Here is a 17500-nt window from a genome sequence, read left to right as displayed (position 1 = left end):
GATTAAAATGCAACGAATTCGTTGCATTTTTTATGGAATTTACACTATGTTTAAGGCTTAAAATGCAAATATTCAGAACCACTAAATAGCAACAATAACAACTGCAATAATAATCACCATTTTTAAATGGATCTTTAAAAGGACATCAACATGATCAAAAAAACTTTAGCCACAGTGATGCTTTCTGTCACTTTGTCGTTCAGCAGCCTGAGTTTCGCAGCCAAGCTTGAACAGAATATGGATACGCTTGCCAAAAATTTTAAAGTGTTTAACAAGGCAGAGAATCAGACTGATGCACTACAAGCGCTGGATAATATGAAGGCTGCAGCTTTGGATGCAAAACAAGTGAAATTAAAAAACCATGATGCAAACGCGATGACCTCAGATGCTTTATATGACCAATTGCTGGCAGAGATTGATAAAACCAGACTATTGGTTCAAGACGGCAAATTAGATCAGGCCAAAGTGGAAGGCAAAAAAATTGCTGCGGTTAAAGACCAGGGACATGCTGTTTACAATCATCACTGATTTTATGCATATTCATCATTTAGAGAAATGGGTGCTGAAAACGTAGATTAAGCTGACAGTTTTCCTATTTTTTAGTGACTGTCATGTGAAGCTGTCAAAATATTTTTCATTGAGCAACATATAACGACAGCTGAAGAATCAAGATTCAAAAAAATGCCAGCCCATTTCTGAATGGACTGGCATTGCTGATCACGAGAAAGCTTACAATTAATTTGAAGCCAGATCATTCTGATTTTCTTTTAAATAATCGTCAGTGCGTTGCATGGCTTCCTGTATATTGATTAACGCCGTTTCCACATCTTTTAAGGTTTTGGCATTACCACCACTTAATGCCTGACGCCATTTACGCGCACCCGGCAGGTTTTGGAATAGACCTAAAATATGACGGGTGATAATGGAAAGCGGTGCGCCTTCTTCCATGCGCTTGGCAATATACGGCATCATTTGCGCCATAATATCAAAACGATTGGGAGCTTCTAAATTCCACAATTGCCCAAGTTCAGCCAGTAGATACGGGTTGTGATAAGCCTCACGACCAATCATCACGCCATCGACATGTTTTAAATGTTCTTGGGTTTCAGCCAAAGTTTTGACCCCACCGTTAATCTCAATCAGCAGGTTGGGACGTTCTTGCTTTAAACGATAAACATCTTCATAACGTAAAGGTGGAACATCGCGGTTTTCTTTCGGCGATAAGCCCTGAAGCAAGGCGATACGCGCATGCACAATAAAGTTGTCACAACCGGTTTTAGCCACGGTGTCGACAAAATGCAGCATTTCTTCATACGACTGCATGTCATCAATGCCAATACGGTGTTTCACCGTGACAGGAATGTCTACCACATTACGCATTTCAGCAATACATTCAGCAACCAGGTCAGGCTCTGCCATTAAACACGCGCCAATTTTATTGTTTTGTACGCGGTCGCTTGGGCAGCCGACATTCAGGTTAACTTCATCATAACCCCAGTCTTGTGCCATCTTGCTACAGGTCGCTAAATCGTTCGGATTTGAACCGCCAAGCTGTAACACAATCGGGTGTTCTTCATGATTAAAGTCCAAATGACGTTTGGCATCGCCATGAATGATGGCACCCGTCGTCACCATTTCGGTGTACATAATGATGTTTGGATTAAACAGGCGGGCAAAAAAACGATAGTCACGAGTTGTCCAATCCATCATCGGTGCTACACTGATTCGTGGAGATTGAGTAGTTTCAATGGTTTTGGTGAGAGTCATTAAAAAATCATGCCTTTAATCATTGTTGTGCAACCTGCGAAAACCTATATTTAGGTAGATGAAACATTTTGCATTTAGCGCCAAATTTTACACCATAATTAAAAAATAATTCATGCTATAAATTATCAAGATTATTAGGGCTAGGAAAGAAGCACCTGGAAGCGTTAGTTAACTGTCATGCAGCGTTTAAATCAATCGAAAAGGCTTCTCCACTTACTTTGACAGAACAGCATTTCCTTCAAAAAGAGAAGGGGAATTGACTTAAAAGAGCAGCCAAAATTCAAGAAAATCCTGATATTTTAACAGGAAAGTAAAGCCCAATAGACTTAACCTGTCAAACGCATGGATAAGTATAGGAGTGAAGAGAGGGAGTTATGACCGAAGAACAAAACAATGGCATATGCTGCTCTCAATCAAGAAGTCACCCCTCAGATGCAATATTATTATAAAAATAAAACCAGTAGATTTGATTGAGTACAATGATTGAAGCGAAGGGAGATGCTAACTTTTACTCTTCTTTAAGCTGTGCCGCTGCACCTTCTAAATGAAGAACAATATGGCATTTGAATAAAAATGTTTTTTAATATCAATATTGTAATAAATTGATTTACTTGTACGGGTTATAGGTCGTCAAGGATATCAATTATTTCCTGGGTTGACTGTATTTAGAAAATCGCTGAGAAAGGGAAAGCTAAAAAAATTCTTTGGCAATTATTACCTCCTAAAAAAGATCAATGAGATCTTTTTTAGGGGAGATGTCTAAAGTATTTCATTTTTGATGGTTTCTGATCACAATTTTAGTTTCCTTGGAGGAGCGATCAGTTATTTACTAAAGAATCAGACACGTGACTAAGTTAAAATCAGGAGCTTAGATTTGATCTAGATACAATTCATCTGAATATTATTTTTTCTTTTTGCCCTCTTTTTTGTATTCCTCATAGGCTTCAGCAGCCAGATTACGCAAAGACATTCCTATCGCGGCATATTGATATTCATTCAAATTTGCCAATGATGCACGGGCCGAAGGATGTTGAACCCCGAAACCTGAACCAGGCAAGAGCACCACACCAGTTTCATCAGCGATGCGGAATAACAGCTCAGTTGGATTTTTGTTTTTCATAATCCAGTCTGCAAACTCATCACCATATAAAGTACGCGCCGTATTTTCTAGATTTACCAAGGTGTAGTAATTAACAGTATTTGGGTCTTGGGGAATATCTACACCCAATTGTCGATACAGTGCTGCATCCCGTTCACGTATTACCGATTTAACTGCTTTTTTATAGCTTTGACGAGAATCCATCATATTAAATAAGGCAAAAAGTACCATCTGTACTTGCTGAGGTGTGGATAATCCTGCAGTGTGATTTAATGCTACATTTCGACTATCGGCAACCATTCGGTCGATAAATTTGATACTTGAGGGGTCGGTTGTAAGTGATGAATAACGTTCTTCAAGTTCTTTTTTATCCTTATTGGAAAGTGCCGCAATTTTTTGATCCAGAATATTGTTTTTGGAGAGCGCAATGACGCCAAGACGCCAACCTGTAGCTCCAAAATATTTCGAGAAAGAATAGACCAGAATGGTGTTGTCGGGGCACATTGCAAATAATGAGGTAAAATTATCCGCAAATGTTCCATACACATCATCGGTCAAAATAATCAGGTCAGGACGTTTTTTGACAATATCTGCGATGATGGCCAGGCTCTCATCATTTATTTTCACTGAAGGTGGATTACTCGGATTGACCAGAAAGAATGCTTTAATAGACGGATCTTCTAATTTACGCAATTCAGATTCCGGATATTGCCAGTCAAGATTTGCATCGGCTTGAATCATGACTTCTTCAAGCTGATAATCATTGAGTTTAGGAATTTCAATATAGGGGGTAAAAATAGGGGTACCTAGGGCAATGCGATCACCATTTGAAATGATCTTATTTTCTTTTAATGAGTTAAAGATATAGGCCATTGCAGCAGTACCACCCTCAACTGCAAACAGGTCTAGTCCTTCTTTAGACATATTTTGTACGCCCATTTCACGCAGTACATATTCTTTAATAATTTTTTCACTAATTATGAGCATTCGGTCAGGAACAGGATAATTACACCCTAGAATACCTTCGACCATTTCAAGCAAGAAAGCGTCAGGGTCTAGTCCCAACTGATCACGTATATATGAAATTACTTTACCCAGAAAAACGACACCGGGCTTATCGCGATTTCCTAAAATAAATTGCTCAAAGCGCGATTGCAATCCTTGTGAACGGGGAAATCCGCCTAGACCTTCAGGCATATACGAAAACGAGAATTCTGATTCAGTAGCAGCAAATAAACCGAGTTGAAAAAAGGCACGACGTGGAATAGTGGCAAGAAAGTTTGGATTTCCGCGGCCTGCATTCAGCATCATGCGATCAGTACGGCTTGTTGCCAAAGTAATCAGTTCATCTTTGAGTTCAAAGGGACTGAGTTTTGAATATTTTGAGTAATCAGTGTTTCCCATGGGAAATCTCCAAAATTATTGTGAACCGGATAAATTTGAAATTTATAGATTTATTTATGCAAGACCCACAATGAATGGACCAAGCAAAGTCAAAAATACATTTGCTAATGCATAAGTAATGGCAAATGGAACTGTTGGAATAGAGTTTCCGGCTTTATCTAGGACACCACCAAAAGCAGGATTGGCACTTCGGGCACCTGCTAATGCACCGGCCATAACTGCGACATTGTCATAACGGAGCACGTAGCGTGCAAAGAGCATGGAGAGAATGAGGGGTACGACTGTTACCACCACCCCGATCAGAAAGAGGGACAGGCCACTTTGTTTAATGGTTTGAATGGCTTGTAATCCAGATTGCAGACCAACGGCAGCAACAAATCCTGCTAAGCCTAAATCTCTGAGAAGCTGCGAGGCAGCTAAAGGCATATTGCCATTCACTTGGTTTCGGCTATGCAGCCAGCCGAATAACAGACCAGATAAGAGGGCCCCCCCACCAGCACCAAGAGTCAGAGGGATATCGCTAATACGAACAACCACTAAGCCTATTAGCAAACCGACTACTAACCCTGCTCCGTGGAACACCCAATCTGTTTTTAAGCTTTGGGGGATAGCTCGACCCGCTTCTTTAACCAGCCGGTCAAGATCATTTTTTGTGCCGTAGACAGTGACGACATCGCCTTGATGGAGAACCGTATTATCATCTAAGGTTTGTACTTCATTACCACGCTTAATCGAGAGTACATAAATGCCATGTTTCAAATAATCAGGCGTATTGGCTTTAATGTCTCCAAGGGTGCGATTGAGGTATTTAGAATTTCTGAGAACCACATCGGTGGTATCCATGACCATTTCCATGCCCTGGGAAGATTCCAGTTCTGGACCAATATTGTCAGCAATGGAAACGATACCGGCTCTACGACCGACCACAAGAATGACATCATCTGTCTGGAGCGTAGTTTCTGGAGTTGCATCGATTAGTTCACCGTTACGTTTAAGCCGTTCAATGGTAATAGGTACCTTTGACTCAAGTTCTGCAAGGGTTTGTCCTGAGGCCTGCTGGATTTTATAAATACGACCAACAATTTCAGGCATGGCAAGTTCTTGACTTGGTGCCAGTTGAAAAGCGCCTTTTAGCTGTTCAGCTTGCGCCTTTAATGCATCGTCATGAATTTCTCGGCCCATAAACTTTGGCAAGATATTCACACAGATAATAATTGCACCCAGAGAGCCGAAAATATAGGTTACGGCATATCCAATCGCGACATTAGCTTGAAGCCTCTGAATCTCAGCAGCAGGTAAGTCTAGCCGGGAAATCGCATCGCCTGCTGTACCAATAATTGCAGATTGAGTCATCCCGCCTGCTGCAAGCCCTGCTGCTAGTCCTTTATCCAGCTGGAAAACCTTCGCCATCACTAAAACGGTAATGAGTCCACAAACTGCCATAAATACCGCTAATAGAATTTCTTTGAGAGATTTCGGTCCAAGTGATTTAAAAAATTGGGGACCGCTTTCGAAACCAACTGCATAAATAAACAGAGCGAAAAGTATGGCCTTAACGCCATTGTCGACCGGTACACCAATAAGACTGAGAACAACAGCGGCAAGTAATGAACCAGCAACACCGCCGAGTTGGAATTTACCAAATTGAAATTTGCCAATCCAAAAACCTATTGCTAAAGATAAAAACAATAGAATTTCAGGACTATGTTTTAATTCACCTTGTAGCCATTCAATCATTTCATGGACTCACTGTTATTATTTAATCTATTCTTGATTTGAAATTTATTTTTTACTTTTTTAAAGTACTATGTTGAATTGTAATAATGCAAATAAATGAGTTTTTATTTCAATTCATATTAATCAGTAGGTTGGTAATTTATATATTTTTTAAAAGTAATTTTTTTATATTGGATTACATTTTAGAACAAAACATGATTTTTATTTAAATATATGTTTTATTTGATGATATGCTGTTTTTAAATAAAAACTTTTTTATATATAATTCCTAAGACATTGTAATTATTGTATTTTTAAAATAGATGTTTAGAAAAATAATATATTAATTTTCAAGTATTATGACCTAATTGTTACTATATGTTTAATAGGTTTTTTTTGATGCTTTTGAGACTGTTAATTTTATTGAATTTTAAATAAAATATTCATTAAATTTATTTGGTTTTAATTGGTGGTTGAGTGTGTTGATTAATATGTGAGGTTGAATTTTTAAATCTTTAGTTATTTTTTTTAATTGGTGAGGAATATTGGTTATTAATCTTCTAAATACATATATTTTAATACTAAAAAAATGATTAAATATAAAATTAATTTAGCATTAGCTTAAGCTGAGAATCCTGTAGTTTGAATGATGAGCTTTTTTCGGATGACCAACTTAATAAGCATATAAAAAACCTAAATCTCCAAGCTATATATTTAAGTAAGTAGACAGCAATATCGCGAGCTTTACGAAACACAAAACAACATTTTCCTTTGAATAAACTACCTGTTTATATAAGTAATTGAAAATAATAATTTATTTTTAATATCCCATCCGTTATTGATGCCTCACTGATTGGTAATCAAAGTCTATTTTCGAAAATATATTTTGATCAATTCTTCAGAAGCTACTCCATTAACACAATGCAAGAAAGCAGGAGCGAGCGATGCCCTTACTGCTTTGATATGAAGTTATTTTACTAAAGCCGAATTGGATGACACTGTAAAAAGAGGGTGTCATACGAGCTTAAATCAAAAAAAAATAAGCTAGTCATTAGCTCGCTGTTCAAACCAATGATATGAGATAAAAAATAAAATTGGAATTCCCAGTCATTTCTGAATGGTATATTTTGATAGTTAAAAGATAGATAAAAAACGATAGAAATAAGGAGAACAATTATGCTGTTATTGGAGGAAATTTTTAAAAGCCATAAAGCACAAAATTCAGCACATTTTAATTTAAGAATTCATCGTGGCTTAGGCTGGTTTAAAAAAGCCTTGGAGCTGGATCAGGACCTGGATTTTAAATTTATCAGTCTGTGGATCAGCTTTCATGCCATTTATGCAGATGACGGAGACATCATTTTAGCTCCAGCAAAGTTGCATCAGTTTCTAGAAACCCTCTGCCAAAAGGATCTGGATCAGAAAATTAATCATATTGTATGGGGAAAATACAGCCAGCCGATCCGGTCGCTATTGGATAATTCATATGTAGATCAGAGCTTTTGGGATTATCGCAATCAGAAAATTAGCCTGGAAAGCTGTCAGGCAGCCCTAGAAAGTCAGAAAAAACGAATACAGGATGCCTTGCAGGAGCGAAATTCTGTCGAAATTTTAAAGATGATATTTCATCGTTTATATACATTACATCATCAGCTCATGCAGGGCGGGATCACTTATCACAGTTCGCTTAATCACAAGTCATTTGAGGAAAGCTGCCGGATTTTGGCAGTTTTATTGCCCGTATTTATCTGCATTTTACTGGAAAATGCTAAAGCTCTTGATCTGAATAAGCCTTTCTATCCTGTAGCTCAAGTCAGCTAAATGTATGCTTTACCATCATGCAGGTGTTCGCGCATGATGCCATTGATCCACTAAAGCAAATACGCTGGCACAAAGAGCTAGGCTAAGTCCTGCGAGACAGGTCATGCTCCACCCACCATGGTGCCATGAATAAACGCCGAGTGCAGAACCACAGGCACCGCCAATAAAATACAGGGTCATATAAAGTGAATTGACCCGGGATTTGGCATCCGGGCGTAAGCGAAAAATCACGTTCTGGTTACAGCTATGCGTGATCGCCAAGCCTAAATTAATCAGCCCATAGCCCAGAATATAGCTCAGTAAAGATACGGCACCGAAATATAGAAACAGCCAGCTACCGATCAGGATAGAACAACCGATCCAGCTCAGTATTTTGATATGGCCACGATCAGCCCATTTACCAATCAGCTGAGTCGAAAGCGCGCCAAACACACCGACCAGCGTGACCAGACCGACCATGACATCAGAAAGCTGAAAGGGTTTTTGGGTGAGCAACAGGGCAATGGTAGAGAACAGCATACTCATGGCGGCAAAGGCGAACGCTCCTGTAAGCGAGCGCAACATCAGGCGTGGTTCCTGTTTTAATAATATCGCCATGGATTTAAAAATTGCCGCATAGCTTATTCTTAGACGTGGCAGACTCGGCAATTTACCTTTCAAATAGAAACTTAAGCCCAGCATGGCGATGCCACTGACCACATAGATCATTTTCCAGTGAAACAGGTCGGAAAGTAATCCTGCAATACTGGTCGAGAGCAGAATACCGACCAGCAAACCGCTCATCAGGAAGCCGACCACTTCTCCGGTTTTTTCCGGTTTCACCGCCATGGTGGCCAAGGGAATCAAGATCTGTGCAGCCACAGAAAAAAGTCCCGCAATGATGGTTCCAATCCAGAGCATCGGCAGATTCACGGCACTGGCACAAATAAATAAGCCTACGGCTGCGCCTAGCATGAGGAAGGGAATGAGTTTGCTTTTATTCAGCATGTCGCCCAAAGGCACAATAAACAGTAAACCCAATGCATAGGAGATCTGGGCAAAGGTAACGGTCAGTGCCACTTGCGATTCAGGAACCTGATAATACTGCTGAATGGATGAAATCAAAGGCTGGCAGTAATAATTTGCTCCCGCACATAAACCACACGCAATAGCCATTAGCCATAACAAAGATTTATCTTGGCTAATGTCGAGAGAAGTGTTCATAAAAGTCCCTTGCTTAAGGTTTTAGCGGCAATCAGCAGTTGCTTCATTTCAATGTGTAGATCGAGTATAGCAAGACACGGAACAGGAATTGGCACACAGGCAGGCGAAAACAGATCTTTCCCACGTTTTGAGATTGCCTGAATTCAAAATTGTTATTTTGGGGAGAGATTATAAATATCTCCCTAAAAATTCTTAAAATTGTCGTATCCACAGTATTTTGATGAAGACGTTTAGTGGGCGAGTTTCTTTTTCGATAAGGTAATCATCATCACACCGACAATATTCAAGGCACAGCCGAACCATTGAATCGCATTCATTTTTTCACCTAAGAAAAAGGTGGCCAAAATAATGGTCAGAATAGGGCCAATCGATGCAATCATGGCAGATTGTGAAGCACCTAAGCGCTCAATACTCTGCATCAATAATACCGTAGGTAAAACCGTGACCATAAAGCCCAGTCCAACACCATACCAAATTACGGAACTGGGCAACTGCGCGAGTAAGCCAATCGGATTCGGGATGGCAATCAGATAATGGGTCAGTGTGCCAATACAGGCAATGCTCAGCGCAAGACCGGTAAAATTCCATGAACCGAATTTTTGAATCAGGCGCGGAGTCAATAACAGATAGCTTGCAAATGCCACAGCACTAGCAAAAACCAAACTCGCACCCAACCAAAAATCACTTTGATGCGGAACATTGCTTTGTTCCTGTAACATCACGATGACTGTACCGCCATAACTGAGCAAAATCGCAAACAGACTTTTAAAGCTTAAGCGTTGTTTATAGATGATGCTTGAAGCCAGAACCGTCATCGTCGGGTATAAAAATAAAATAATTCGTTCCAGTGAGGCACTGATATACATGAGTCCGGCGAAATCTAGCCAGCTTGCAAGATAATAACCAATCAAGCCTGCAAGGATCAGTAAGCCCCAGTCTTTATTGCTCAGGTTTTGACTCTGATGTCGGCTGAACCAACAAATGAGAAGGAAGAAAGGCAGCGCACTGGCCATTCTTAAAGCCATGAGAACGGTGCCATCGACCAGCGGGGATAGCGCATAGGTTTGTTTAATAAAAATAGCTTTGGTACTAAACAAAAAAGCGGCACAAACAGCGAATAATGAACCTAATTGTGTTCTTGTTAGACTCAGTTTCATTTTACCTACTTGGGACATGCTTTAAGTATGAAATATAAGGCGTGGAAATGTGAATTATAAAGTTTTTAGGAGACGAGGTGAAATGCAAAAATATGATGGTTAAGATTCCAATTCGGAATGAATCCTTTTTTATGGGTTTCATTTATTTCAAGAAAGCAGCGCTAAAATAAAGGCAAGACTCAATTGAATGAAGATTCTTTGCAAAGATCCAATGAATGAGCTGAATGTGCCGGAGAAAAAAGATAAAACGCCAAAAATGGATGGTTTTAATCAGTAAAAATAGCGATATTGAGGTGAATACTTGATGTTTGCCCTAAAGTGGTGCGAAAAACAGTCAGTTAGGGAGAGATACGATCAAATCATCATCAAGCGAAATGGTTAGCAAAAAAAATTAACTATTTTTTTGAGCTCATTAGACTTATGGTGAATAAGACAGGGTGGATAAAAATAACAATTGAAATTGAGAACAACAGAGATCAGATACTATTTACTTTACAGCCCATTTTTAGAAATGAGCTTTTAGAAAAGAGACAAATTTTCTGCTGAATCAGGCTGTTTATAATGTCACTTTAGTCAGTCTGATTAAAAGTAGCACCTAAACAGGTTAGTTAAGCCCTAAATAGGGGCATCTTTAAGTTGGCGTTTTATTTATGCTAAAAGCTGGAATTGTCAGAATGATCAATTCAAATTTTTAAAATCATGCTAAAAAATCACCATCAGCGCTTAAATACAAAAAATTAAAAAGTGTTGCGATGACATTTAAGCGGATAAAAGCAATTTTAATTAAAGCGAAACCAATAAATGCTATATCGTATGATTATTTTTATGAATCACCAGTTCAGAATATGGGTATTTATTAAATAAATATTGGGTGGTAATTTAAAAAAGTTCAATTAGAATCCAGAAATTCAACAAAAATGCATCCAGGGGGAAACATTGCTAACCGCAATGTTTACTTAAGAAAAATTAGCTTGAGGAAGGCTCATGCAGATCGGAATCCCAACCGAAACTGTTGTCGGTGAAAATCGTGTGGCAGCAACGCCAGAAACAGTAAAGAAGTTGATCAGTGCTGGTCATACAGTGGTCATTGAACGTAGAGCAGGTGTTAAAGCCGCTTATATTGACAGTGCATATGAACAAGTCGGTGCCAAAATTACGGATGATGCCTATACCGGCAGTCAAATTATTTTGAAAGTTCGTGCGCCTAAAGGTGAAGAAATTCAAAAACTTGCTCCAAATACCGCAGTTATTGCGATGTTTGATCCGTACCGCAATACTGAACTTGACCAATTTGCATCCGCGCAGGTGTCTGCATTTGCTTTAGAGCTTTTACCCCGGACGCTTTCCCGCGCACAAAACATGGATGTATTGTCTTCGCAAGCCAACTTGGCCGGTTATAAATCGGTGCTTTTGGCAGCGGCAGAATACCAGCGCATGTTCCCGATGCTTATGACCGCTGCAGGTACGGTTAAACCTGCCCGTGTAGTCATTATGGGTGTCGGTGTTGCAGGCTTGCAAGCGATTGCAACTGCGAAGCGCTTGGGTGCTGTAGTTGAGGCAACAGATTTACGTCCAACAGCTCGCGATCAGGTTGAGTCTTTAGGCGGTAAATGGTTAGACGTACCCATGTCTGAAGAAGAAAAGCAGAAAGCTGCCGATGCTGCTAAAAACGGTTATGGATGGATGCCAGGTGAGCAATACATCAAAGACCAGGCAGCAATTGTCGATAAAGCCGTTTCCAATGCAGATATCGTAATTACCACTGCACTGTTACCAGGCCGTGATGCACCGCGTTTAATTCGTGCTGAAACCGTTGCCAAAATGAAACCTGGTTCAATCATCCTCGATATGGCGGTTGAATCAGGCGGTAACGTCGAAGGTTCTAAGTGTGGTGAAAATGTAGTGACTGATAATGGCGTGACCATTTTAGGCATTCCAAATATTCCGGCAACAGTTGCGACTGAAGCTTCGGCACTTTATGCACGTAATGTCTTTAATTTCCTGGAAACTCTTTTTGATCAAGACAAAAACTTTGTCCTTAATCCAGAAGAAGAAATTCAAAAAGCGCTACTCGTCGCTCATGGCGGCCAAGTGCTGTTAAAGCGTGGTTAAGGAGATAGATCATGGTTGAAACGATTACAATTTTCGTCCTTGCCATCTTCGTAGGTTACTACGTGGTTTGGGGCGTAACACCAGCTTTACACACGCCACTTATGGCTGTTACCAATGCACTGTCTTCCATTATTGTGGTCGGTGCAATGATTCAAACTGTCGGCTTGCCGGTGATTGGTGTCGATGCCAACGTCGCTTTCCAAAGCGTGAACATCGTGAGCATTTTGGGTGCGGTAGCAGTGTTCTTGGCCAGTATCAACATTTTCGGTGGCTTTGCCGTGACTGCACGTATGCTTGAAATGTTTAAGCCGAAGCAAAAGAAAAAAGAGGGTTCATAAATGGAATTTATTCGAGACTATGCGGATTGGTTCTACTTGGTAGGCGCCGTTCTTTTTATCTTAACGCTTCGTGGCTTGTCTGGTCCTAAGACAGCTATTCAAGGTAACCGTTACGGCATGATCGCGATGGCGATTGCTGTGATCACCACATTTTTTGTTGCTGAACATCCTGTGGTCTGGATGATTATTGGCGCGATGGTACTCGGTGGTGTGGTCGGTATTGCACGTGCACGTACTGTTCCGATGACGCAAATGCCTGAAACTGTTGCACTGATGCACTCATTGGTCGGTTTGGCTGCCGTTTTAATTGCGATTGCTGCAATTTTGCATAATAACCAACTGACGGCATCGTTTGTTCAAAATCAGACTGCTTTGGAAGCAGCTGGTGTTCAGCATGTACACATGAGCAAAGTTCATTTATTTGAATTGTTTGTCGGTTGCTTTGTGGGTGCGATTACCTTTACAGCCTCTGTATTTGCCTATGGTAAATTGGCTGCGAAAAAATGGGCAAAAACGATTTCGGGTGCATGGGTTAAACCTGTACAAGCGATCATTTTCCTTGCGATGTTAGCATCTGGCTTTGTGTTCTTCTCAACAGGCAATATGCAAGCGTTCTGGGCAATGACCGCTCTAGCGCTGGTATTCGGTTGGGTATGGATTGCACCCGTCGGTGGTGGTGATATGCCAGTTGTGGTATCGCTACTGAACTCGTTCTCAGGTTGGGCAGCCGCAGGTATTGGTTTCACGCTTGAAAATAACATGTTGATTGTTGCAGGTTCGCTGGTGGGTTCATCGGGTGCAATTTTGTCTTACATCATGTGTAAAGCAATGAACCGTTCGATCATCAATGTTTTGTTTGGTGGTGCGATGGGCGGTGCAGCAGTTGCAGCAGCAGATAATGGTGAAAAAGTTCAGCGTAACCACCGTTCAGGTTCAGCAGATGACGCCGGCTTCTTGATGTCGAATGCCGACAGTGTTGTGATTGTACCCGGTTATGGTATGGCGCAAGGTCGTGCACAAAATGCGGTGAAAGAACTGGCTAACTTGTTGAAAGAACAGGGCGTAAAAGTCCGTTTTGCGATTCACCCAGTGGCAGGTCGTATGCCGGGTCATATGAATGTACTGCTTGCAGAAGCTGATGTGGCCTATGAAGACATCTTGGAAATGGATGAAATCAACACAGATTTCCCTGCAACTGACGTAGTTCTGGTGATTGGTGCAAATGACGTGGTGAACCCTGCGGCAAAAGATGATCCAACTTCACCAATTTACGGTATGCCGATTCTGGAAGCGCATAAAGCGCGTACCATCATGGTAATCAAACGTTCTATGGCAACAGGTTATGCAGGTCTGGATAATGACTTGTTCTATAATGATAAGACCATGATGATCTTTGGGGATGCCAAGAAAGTCGTGGAAGATATGACCAAAGCGATTAATGGCGGCGGTCACTAATTCTTAAAGTTGAGTATCAAAAAACCACCTTCGGGTGGTTTTTTGTTTTTAGAATGCATGATTTTTAAAAGTATAAAACAAGGGGGAATGATACACTGCTGGCAGTTGTATAGGCTGATCTGAATGAGACTTTAATGATGAATTCAAAAACAACTGCAAGCTATGAATGTTATTGCGAATTCTATGGACCAGTAAAAGCAGATCAAGTCTATGCACGTGTAAAAAATAACATTAAGGCGAAATATCCTGATGTAGATTTGCATCAACTATTATAAATATTGTTAATCTTATAAAGGTTCAGTCATGTGAAATGGTTGCATCTAAAATAGAACATCCAAGATGAAAAAAGCGACCTTATGGTCGCTTTTTCTTGCTTTAAGCAGATTCTGGAGTGGCACGCCATAAGCTTTCAAGGTCGTAAAATTTACGCGCCGTTGGAAGCATAACGTGGACAACCACAAAACCAAGATCGATTAAGATCCATTCCGCATCACGTTCACCTTCAACGCCGATCGGGCGGAAACCCGCTTTACGTGCTTCTTCAGCAACGTTATCTGCGAGGGCTTTAATGTGACGGGATGATGTACCACTCGCAATGACCATATAGTCTGCTACATTGCTAATAGCACCAACATTAAGTTCAAGAATATCTTTTGCTTTTACATCTAATAGGGCTTCATGTACAACTTTTAAGCAAGCTTGTACATCTTTAGCTTGAGAATTCATTGCTAGATCGAGAGAATTAGAAGCGCTGGGCGATGGTTCTAAATTCATAAAGGGTTTTATTTCCGGACAATAACTCATCGTGTAATATAGCGGTTTTAGTGCTAAATTTCAAATCCGTTCATACTTTAACTTTGCGGATATTTTACAAAATATTTATCTTTCCATGCAAACGAATGGTTGGAATGTGCCTGTGGGCGATATTCTGCCGCTGTATAACCCGTGTATGTACTCTGATTAAGCCATTGAAATATTTCTGCAAAATTAATTTGTGCAGTATCGGGTTCATGACGTCCCGGGCAGTCAGCAAATTGAATATGACCAATATCGTGAATATTTTCTTTTAAGGCTTCAAAAACATCTTCACCCATCATCGCCATGTGATAACAGTCATATTGCATTTTTAGGGCAGGGTTTTGCACGGCTTCAAGCATTTCTTGCGCTTGAGCAATGTTCTGAACCAGAAAGCGCGGCATGTCTGTGCCATTAATCATTTCAAATACCGGCTGAATCTGATGTTCGCCCAACATTGAGCAGGAAAGTTTCAAATTTTTCGCCAAAGTATTTAAACAAGGCAATAGGTCTGCATCGAGTGGTTGCTTGCCCGCTAAAATGTTCACACTCGGCACATTTAGTGCTGTGGCATATTGAATGGCTTGTTCTAAACCGCGATGAAATTCAAGTTCCATCCCTGGGACACCGGCAAGACCATTGCCACCTTGCATTAAATCACCCGCAGGTACATTGATCAGGCAAAGGCTTAAGTCATGAATGGTCAGCTGGGTTTGAATTTGTTCAATGCTGAGTTCATAGGGAAACTGAATTTCCACATGCTGAAAACCCTGTGCACGCGCTAGAGCAAAGCGCTCAATCAAAGGAACCTCAGTAAAAATCATCGATAAATTTACAGCCAGCTTAATCATGCTTTACTCCTTGCGCGTTAGAAAATGAGATGCTTAAGATTCAACAAGTTGAATCACAGTAGCAAGATCAGCTTCAGCATAGCCTTTATTTTGGTGGGTTTTCAATTGTGATAGTGCTTGTTTTGCAACAGGAATATTTAAATTGAATTGTTCAGCCAGCAGAACTGCATTATTTAAGTCTTTAGACAGGGTTTGTACTTTCCATTGCACCGGTTCAAAAGTATGGGTTGCCATACGCGGGGTTAAAATCTGAAAAGGTTTCGAGTCGGCAAAACCACCGGCAAGCGCAGGGGCGAGTAAAGTGGTATCCACACCGGCTTGTCGAGCCAATGCCACCGCTTCCGCAATTAAAGTACTGTTGGCAGCCACAATCAGCTGATTGCAAATTTTGGTGGCTTGCCCAGTTCCAGTTTCGCCCATACGGGTCACACGTTGCGAAAGCACATTATAAATTAGCGATAAATTCTGGATGGTTTGCAGATCACCACCGGCAAAAATCACCAGAGTTCCTTGTTCAGCACCTGCCGTTCCCCCCGATACAGGAGAATCAATCCACTGGACTTGGCGAGTTTGAGCTTGTTGTGCCAAAGTCTTGGTTTTATCCACAGATAAACTTGAGAAATCCACAATCACTTGTCCAGCCTGTAACTGGTTCTGAATCTGATCATAAACTGCTTGCACTGCAGCATCATCGGCTAAACAGGTCAAAATAACAGGATATTGTCCAATGTTTTGCAAGTCTAATGCAGTCGCACCCATATCAATCAGCACATCACAAGCTGATGCTGTTCTATTCCAAACTGCCACTTCAAAACCGGCTTGAATGAGTCGGGTGGCCATGCGGCTACCCATCAGCCCCATGCCTAAAAATGCAATTTTTGTATTACGATCAAAACTCATGTGTTTTTCTCTGCACAATCCTGTTATCTGGATATTTTACTTATATTGGCGTGGTAAAAACTGAACTTCCGGGTTCTTATCTTTTTTACGGGCCAATTTACTGTTTTTACCCAACAGTAATTTCAGCTGCCAAATTTTCTCTAGGCGTAAAGATTTTTTCGGTTCATGTTCCATGGCATCGAGTACGCGTTTGGCTGCAGTCAGTGCATCAGGAGAACGTTGCAGCATTTCTTCAGCAAGTGCTTGGGCTCTGCTGATTGGTGATTCATCTAAATGCGTCACCAGACCAATTTCTTTGGCATAATTAGCATCGAAAATACGTCCAGTTAAGGTTAGCTCTTTGGCAAGATCGACATTAATAATGCCTTTAATTGAACGTGTTAGTCCCATGTCTGGAACCAGTCCCCAACGGCTTTCCATAATCGACATTTTGGTATTTGGATGTGCAATACGAATATCCGCAGCTAGTGCCAATTGCATTCCTGCTCCTAAGCAATAACCTTCAATTGCAGCAATGACTGGAACAGGAAGTTCCTGCCAAATCAGAAAAGCTTTTTGGAATAGGCTTTGTCCCGGTTTAATCAGTTCCCAAGCCGCATAAGCCGTATTTTTCGGTGAATTTAAATCGGCAAGGTCAATCCCGGCGCTAAAGACATGGGCTTCGCCAGTTAAAATGACACAACGAATCGAACGGTCTTTTTTAATTTGATTGGCTGCATTGACCAGTTCTCGTAACAAGGCAAAGCTCATGGCATTGCGTTTTTCTGGACGGTTTAAAGAAACGGTTGCGATGCCATTATTTTTTTCTATGCGAAGTAACGCCATGTTGTATAAACCTGTAATTTTTTCCATTGTTTTGAGCATAACACGGGCATTTCTCTG

The 17500-nt window shown here is 40.7% G+C and carries 15 protein-coding genes; 6 read left to right on the top strand and 9 right to left on the bottom strand.

Annotation, left to right across the window (positions count from 1 at the left end):
* Positions 1-150: 150 nt before the first annotated feature.
* Entirely contained in the window at positions 151-528 is a 378-nt protein-coding gene (locus tag HLH14_RS07650) for a cytochrome b562 (protein WP_067723032.1), read from the top strand.
* A 207-nt stretch (positions 529-735) separates the two neighbouring features.
* Here the strand turns inward: HLH14_RS07650 and dusA are convergent, their stop codons facing one another.
* The 3 genes from dusA to aspT all read right to left on the bottom strand — a co-directional run bounded on the left by dusA (position 736) and on the right by aspT (position 6007).
* Positions 736-1767, bottom strand: a complete 1032-nt coding sequence (dusA, locus tag HLH14_RS07645) for a tRNA dihydrouridine(20/20a) synthase DusA (RefSeq protein ID WP_067723031.1) — start codon at positions 1765-1767, stop codon at positions 736-738.
* A 901-nt stretch (positions 1768-2668) separates the two neighbouring features.
* The gene (locus HLH14_RS07640; RefSeq protein ID WP_171532865.1) at positions 2669-4270 is read right to left on the bottom strand and encodes a bifunctional aspartate transaminase/aspartate 4-decarboxylase; all 1602 of its coding nucleotides are present in this window, start codon (positions 4268-4270) and stop codon (positions 2669-2671) included.
* A gap of 54 nt (positions 4271-4324) precedes the next feature.
* Positions 4325-6007, bottom strand: a complete 1683-nt coding sequence (gene aspT / locus HLH14_RS07635) for an aspartate-alanine antiporter (protein WP_171532864.1) — start codon at positions 6005-6007, stop codon at positions 4325-4327.
* 1155 nt (positions 6008-7162) lie between these two features.
* Between aspT and HLH14_RS07630 the strand changes: the two genes are divergently transcribed.
* Positions 7163-7807 carry a hypothetical protein gene (locus HLH14_RS07630; protein ID WP_171532863.1) on the top strand — a complete coding sequence of 215 codons (645 nt, stop codon included), beginning with the start codon at positions 7163-7165 and terminating at the stop codon, positions 7805-7807.
* A gap of 15 nt (positions 7808-7822) precedes the next feature.
* Here HLH14_RS07630 and HLH14_RS07625 read toward each other — a convergent pair whose 3' ends face one another.
* Together HLH14_RS07625 and HLH14_RS07620 are read right to left on the bottom strand one after the other, a co-directional pair.
* On the bottom strand, positions 7823-9010 hold the full coding sequence (locus tag HLH14_RS07625) for an MFS transporter (RefSeq protein ID WP_171532862.1): 1188 nt from the start codon (positions 9008-9010) through the stop codon (positions 7823-7825).
* A 230-nt stretch (positions 9011-9240) separates the two neighbouring features.
* On the bottom strand, positions 9241-10167 hold the full coding sequence (locus tag HLH14_RS07620) for a DMT family transporter (protein WP_171532861.1): 927 nt from the start codon (positions 10165-10167) through the stop codon (positions 9241-9243).
* A 984-nt stretch (positions 10168-11151) separates the two neighbouring features.
* On the opposite strand from HLH14_RS07620, the gene HLH14_RS07615 reads away from it, so the two are divergent.
* The 4 genes from HLH14_RS07615 (at position 11152) to HLH14_RS07600 (ending at position 14347) form a co-directional block, all read left to right on the top strand.
* Positions 11152-12279: a Re/Si-specific NAD(P)(+) transhydrogenase subunit alpha gene (locus HLH14_RS07615; RefSeq protein ID WP_171532860.1), complete on the top strand. Its 1128-nt coding sequence runs from the start codon at positions 11152-11154 to the stop codon at positions 12277-12279.
* 11 nt (positions 12280-12290) lie between these two features.
* On the top strand, positions 12291-12617 hold the full coding sequence (locus HLH14_RS07610) for a proton-translocating transhydrogenase family protein (RefSeq protein WP_067723013.1): 327 nt from the start codon (positions 12291-12293) through the stop codon (positions 12615-12617).
* A complete protein-coding gene (locus HLH14_RS07605; RefSeq protein WP_171532859.1) occupies positions 12618-14072 on the top strand; it encodes an NAD(P)(+) transhydrogenase (Re/Si-specific) subunit beta in 1455 nt (484 codons plus the stop codon).
* 134 nt (positions 14073-14206) lie between these two features.
* Positions 14207-14347, top strand: coding sequence for a hypothetical protein (locus HLH14_RS07600; RefSeq protein WP_171532802.1), 141 nt, complete (start codon positions 14207-14209; stop codon positions 14345-14347).
* A 100-nt stretch (positions 14348-14447) separates the two neighbouring features.
* Here the strand turns inward: HLH14_RS07600 and rsfS are convergent, their stop codons facing one another.
* The 4 genes from rsfS to HLH14_RS07580 all read right to left on the bottom strand — a co-directional run bounded on the left by rsfS (position 14448) and on the right by HLH14_RS07580 (position 17443).
* Positions 14448-14846, bottom strand: a complete 399-nt coding sequence (gene rsfS, locus HLH14_RS07595) for a ribosome silencing factor (protein WP_067723009.1) — start codon at positions 14844-14846, stop codon at positions 14448-14450.
* Positions 14847-14923: 77 nt separating this feature from the next.
* Positions 14924-15718, bottom strand: coding sequence for a hydroxypyruvate isomerase family protein (locus tag HLH14_RS07590; protein ID WP_171532858.1), 795 nt, complete (start codon positions 15716-15718; stop codon positions 14924-14926).
* 33 nt (positions 15719-15751) lie between these two features.
* Positions 15752-16618 carry an NAD(P)-dependent oxidoreductase gene (locus HLH14_RS07585; protein WP_171532857.1) on the bottom strand — a complete coding sequence of 289 codons (867 nt, stop codon included), beginning with the start codon at positions 16616-16618 and terminating at the stop codon, positions 15752-15754.
* Between the two features lie 36 nt (positions 16619-16654).
* Positions 16655-17443, bottom strand: a complete 789-nt coding sequence (locus HLH14_RS07580) for a crotonase/enoyl-CoA hydratase family protein (RefSeq protein ID WP_067723074.1) — start codon at positions 17441-17443, stop codon at positions 16655-16657.
* Between the last annotated feature and the right edge of the window lie 57 nt (positions 17444-17500).

The organism is Acinetobacter terrae (genome assembly GCF_013004375.1).
In the GTDB taxonomy this organism is placed as follows: Bacteria; Pseudomonadota; Gammaproteobacteria; order Pseudomonadales; family Moraxellaceae; genus Acinetobacter; species Acinetobacter terrae.
This window is presented reverse-complemented; position numbering and strand designations above follow the sequence as displayed.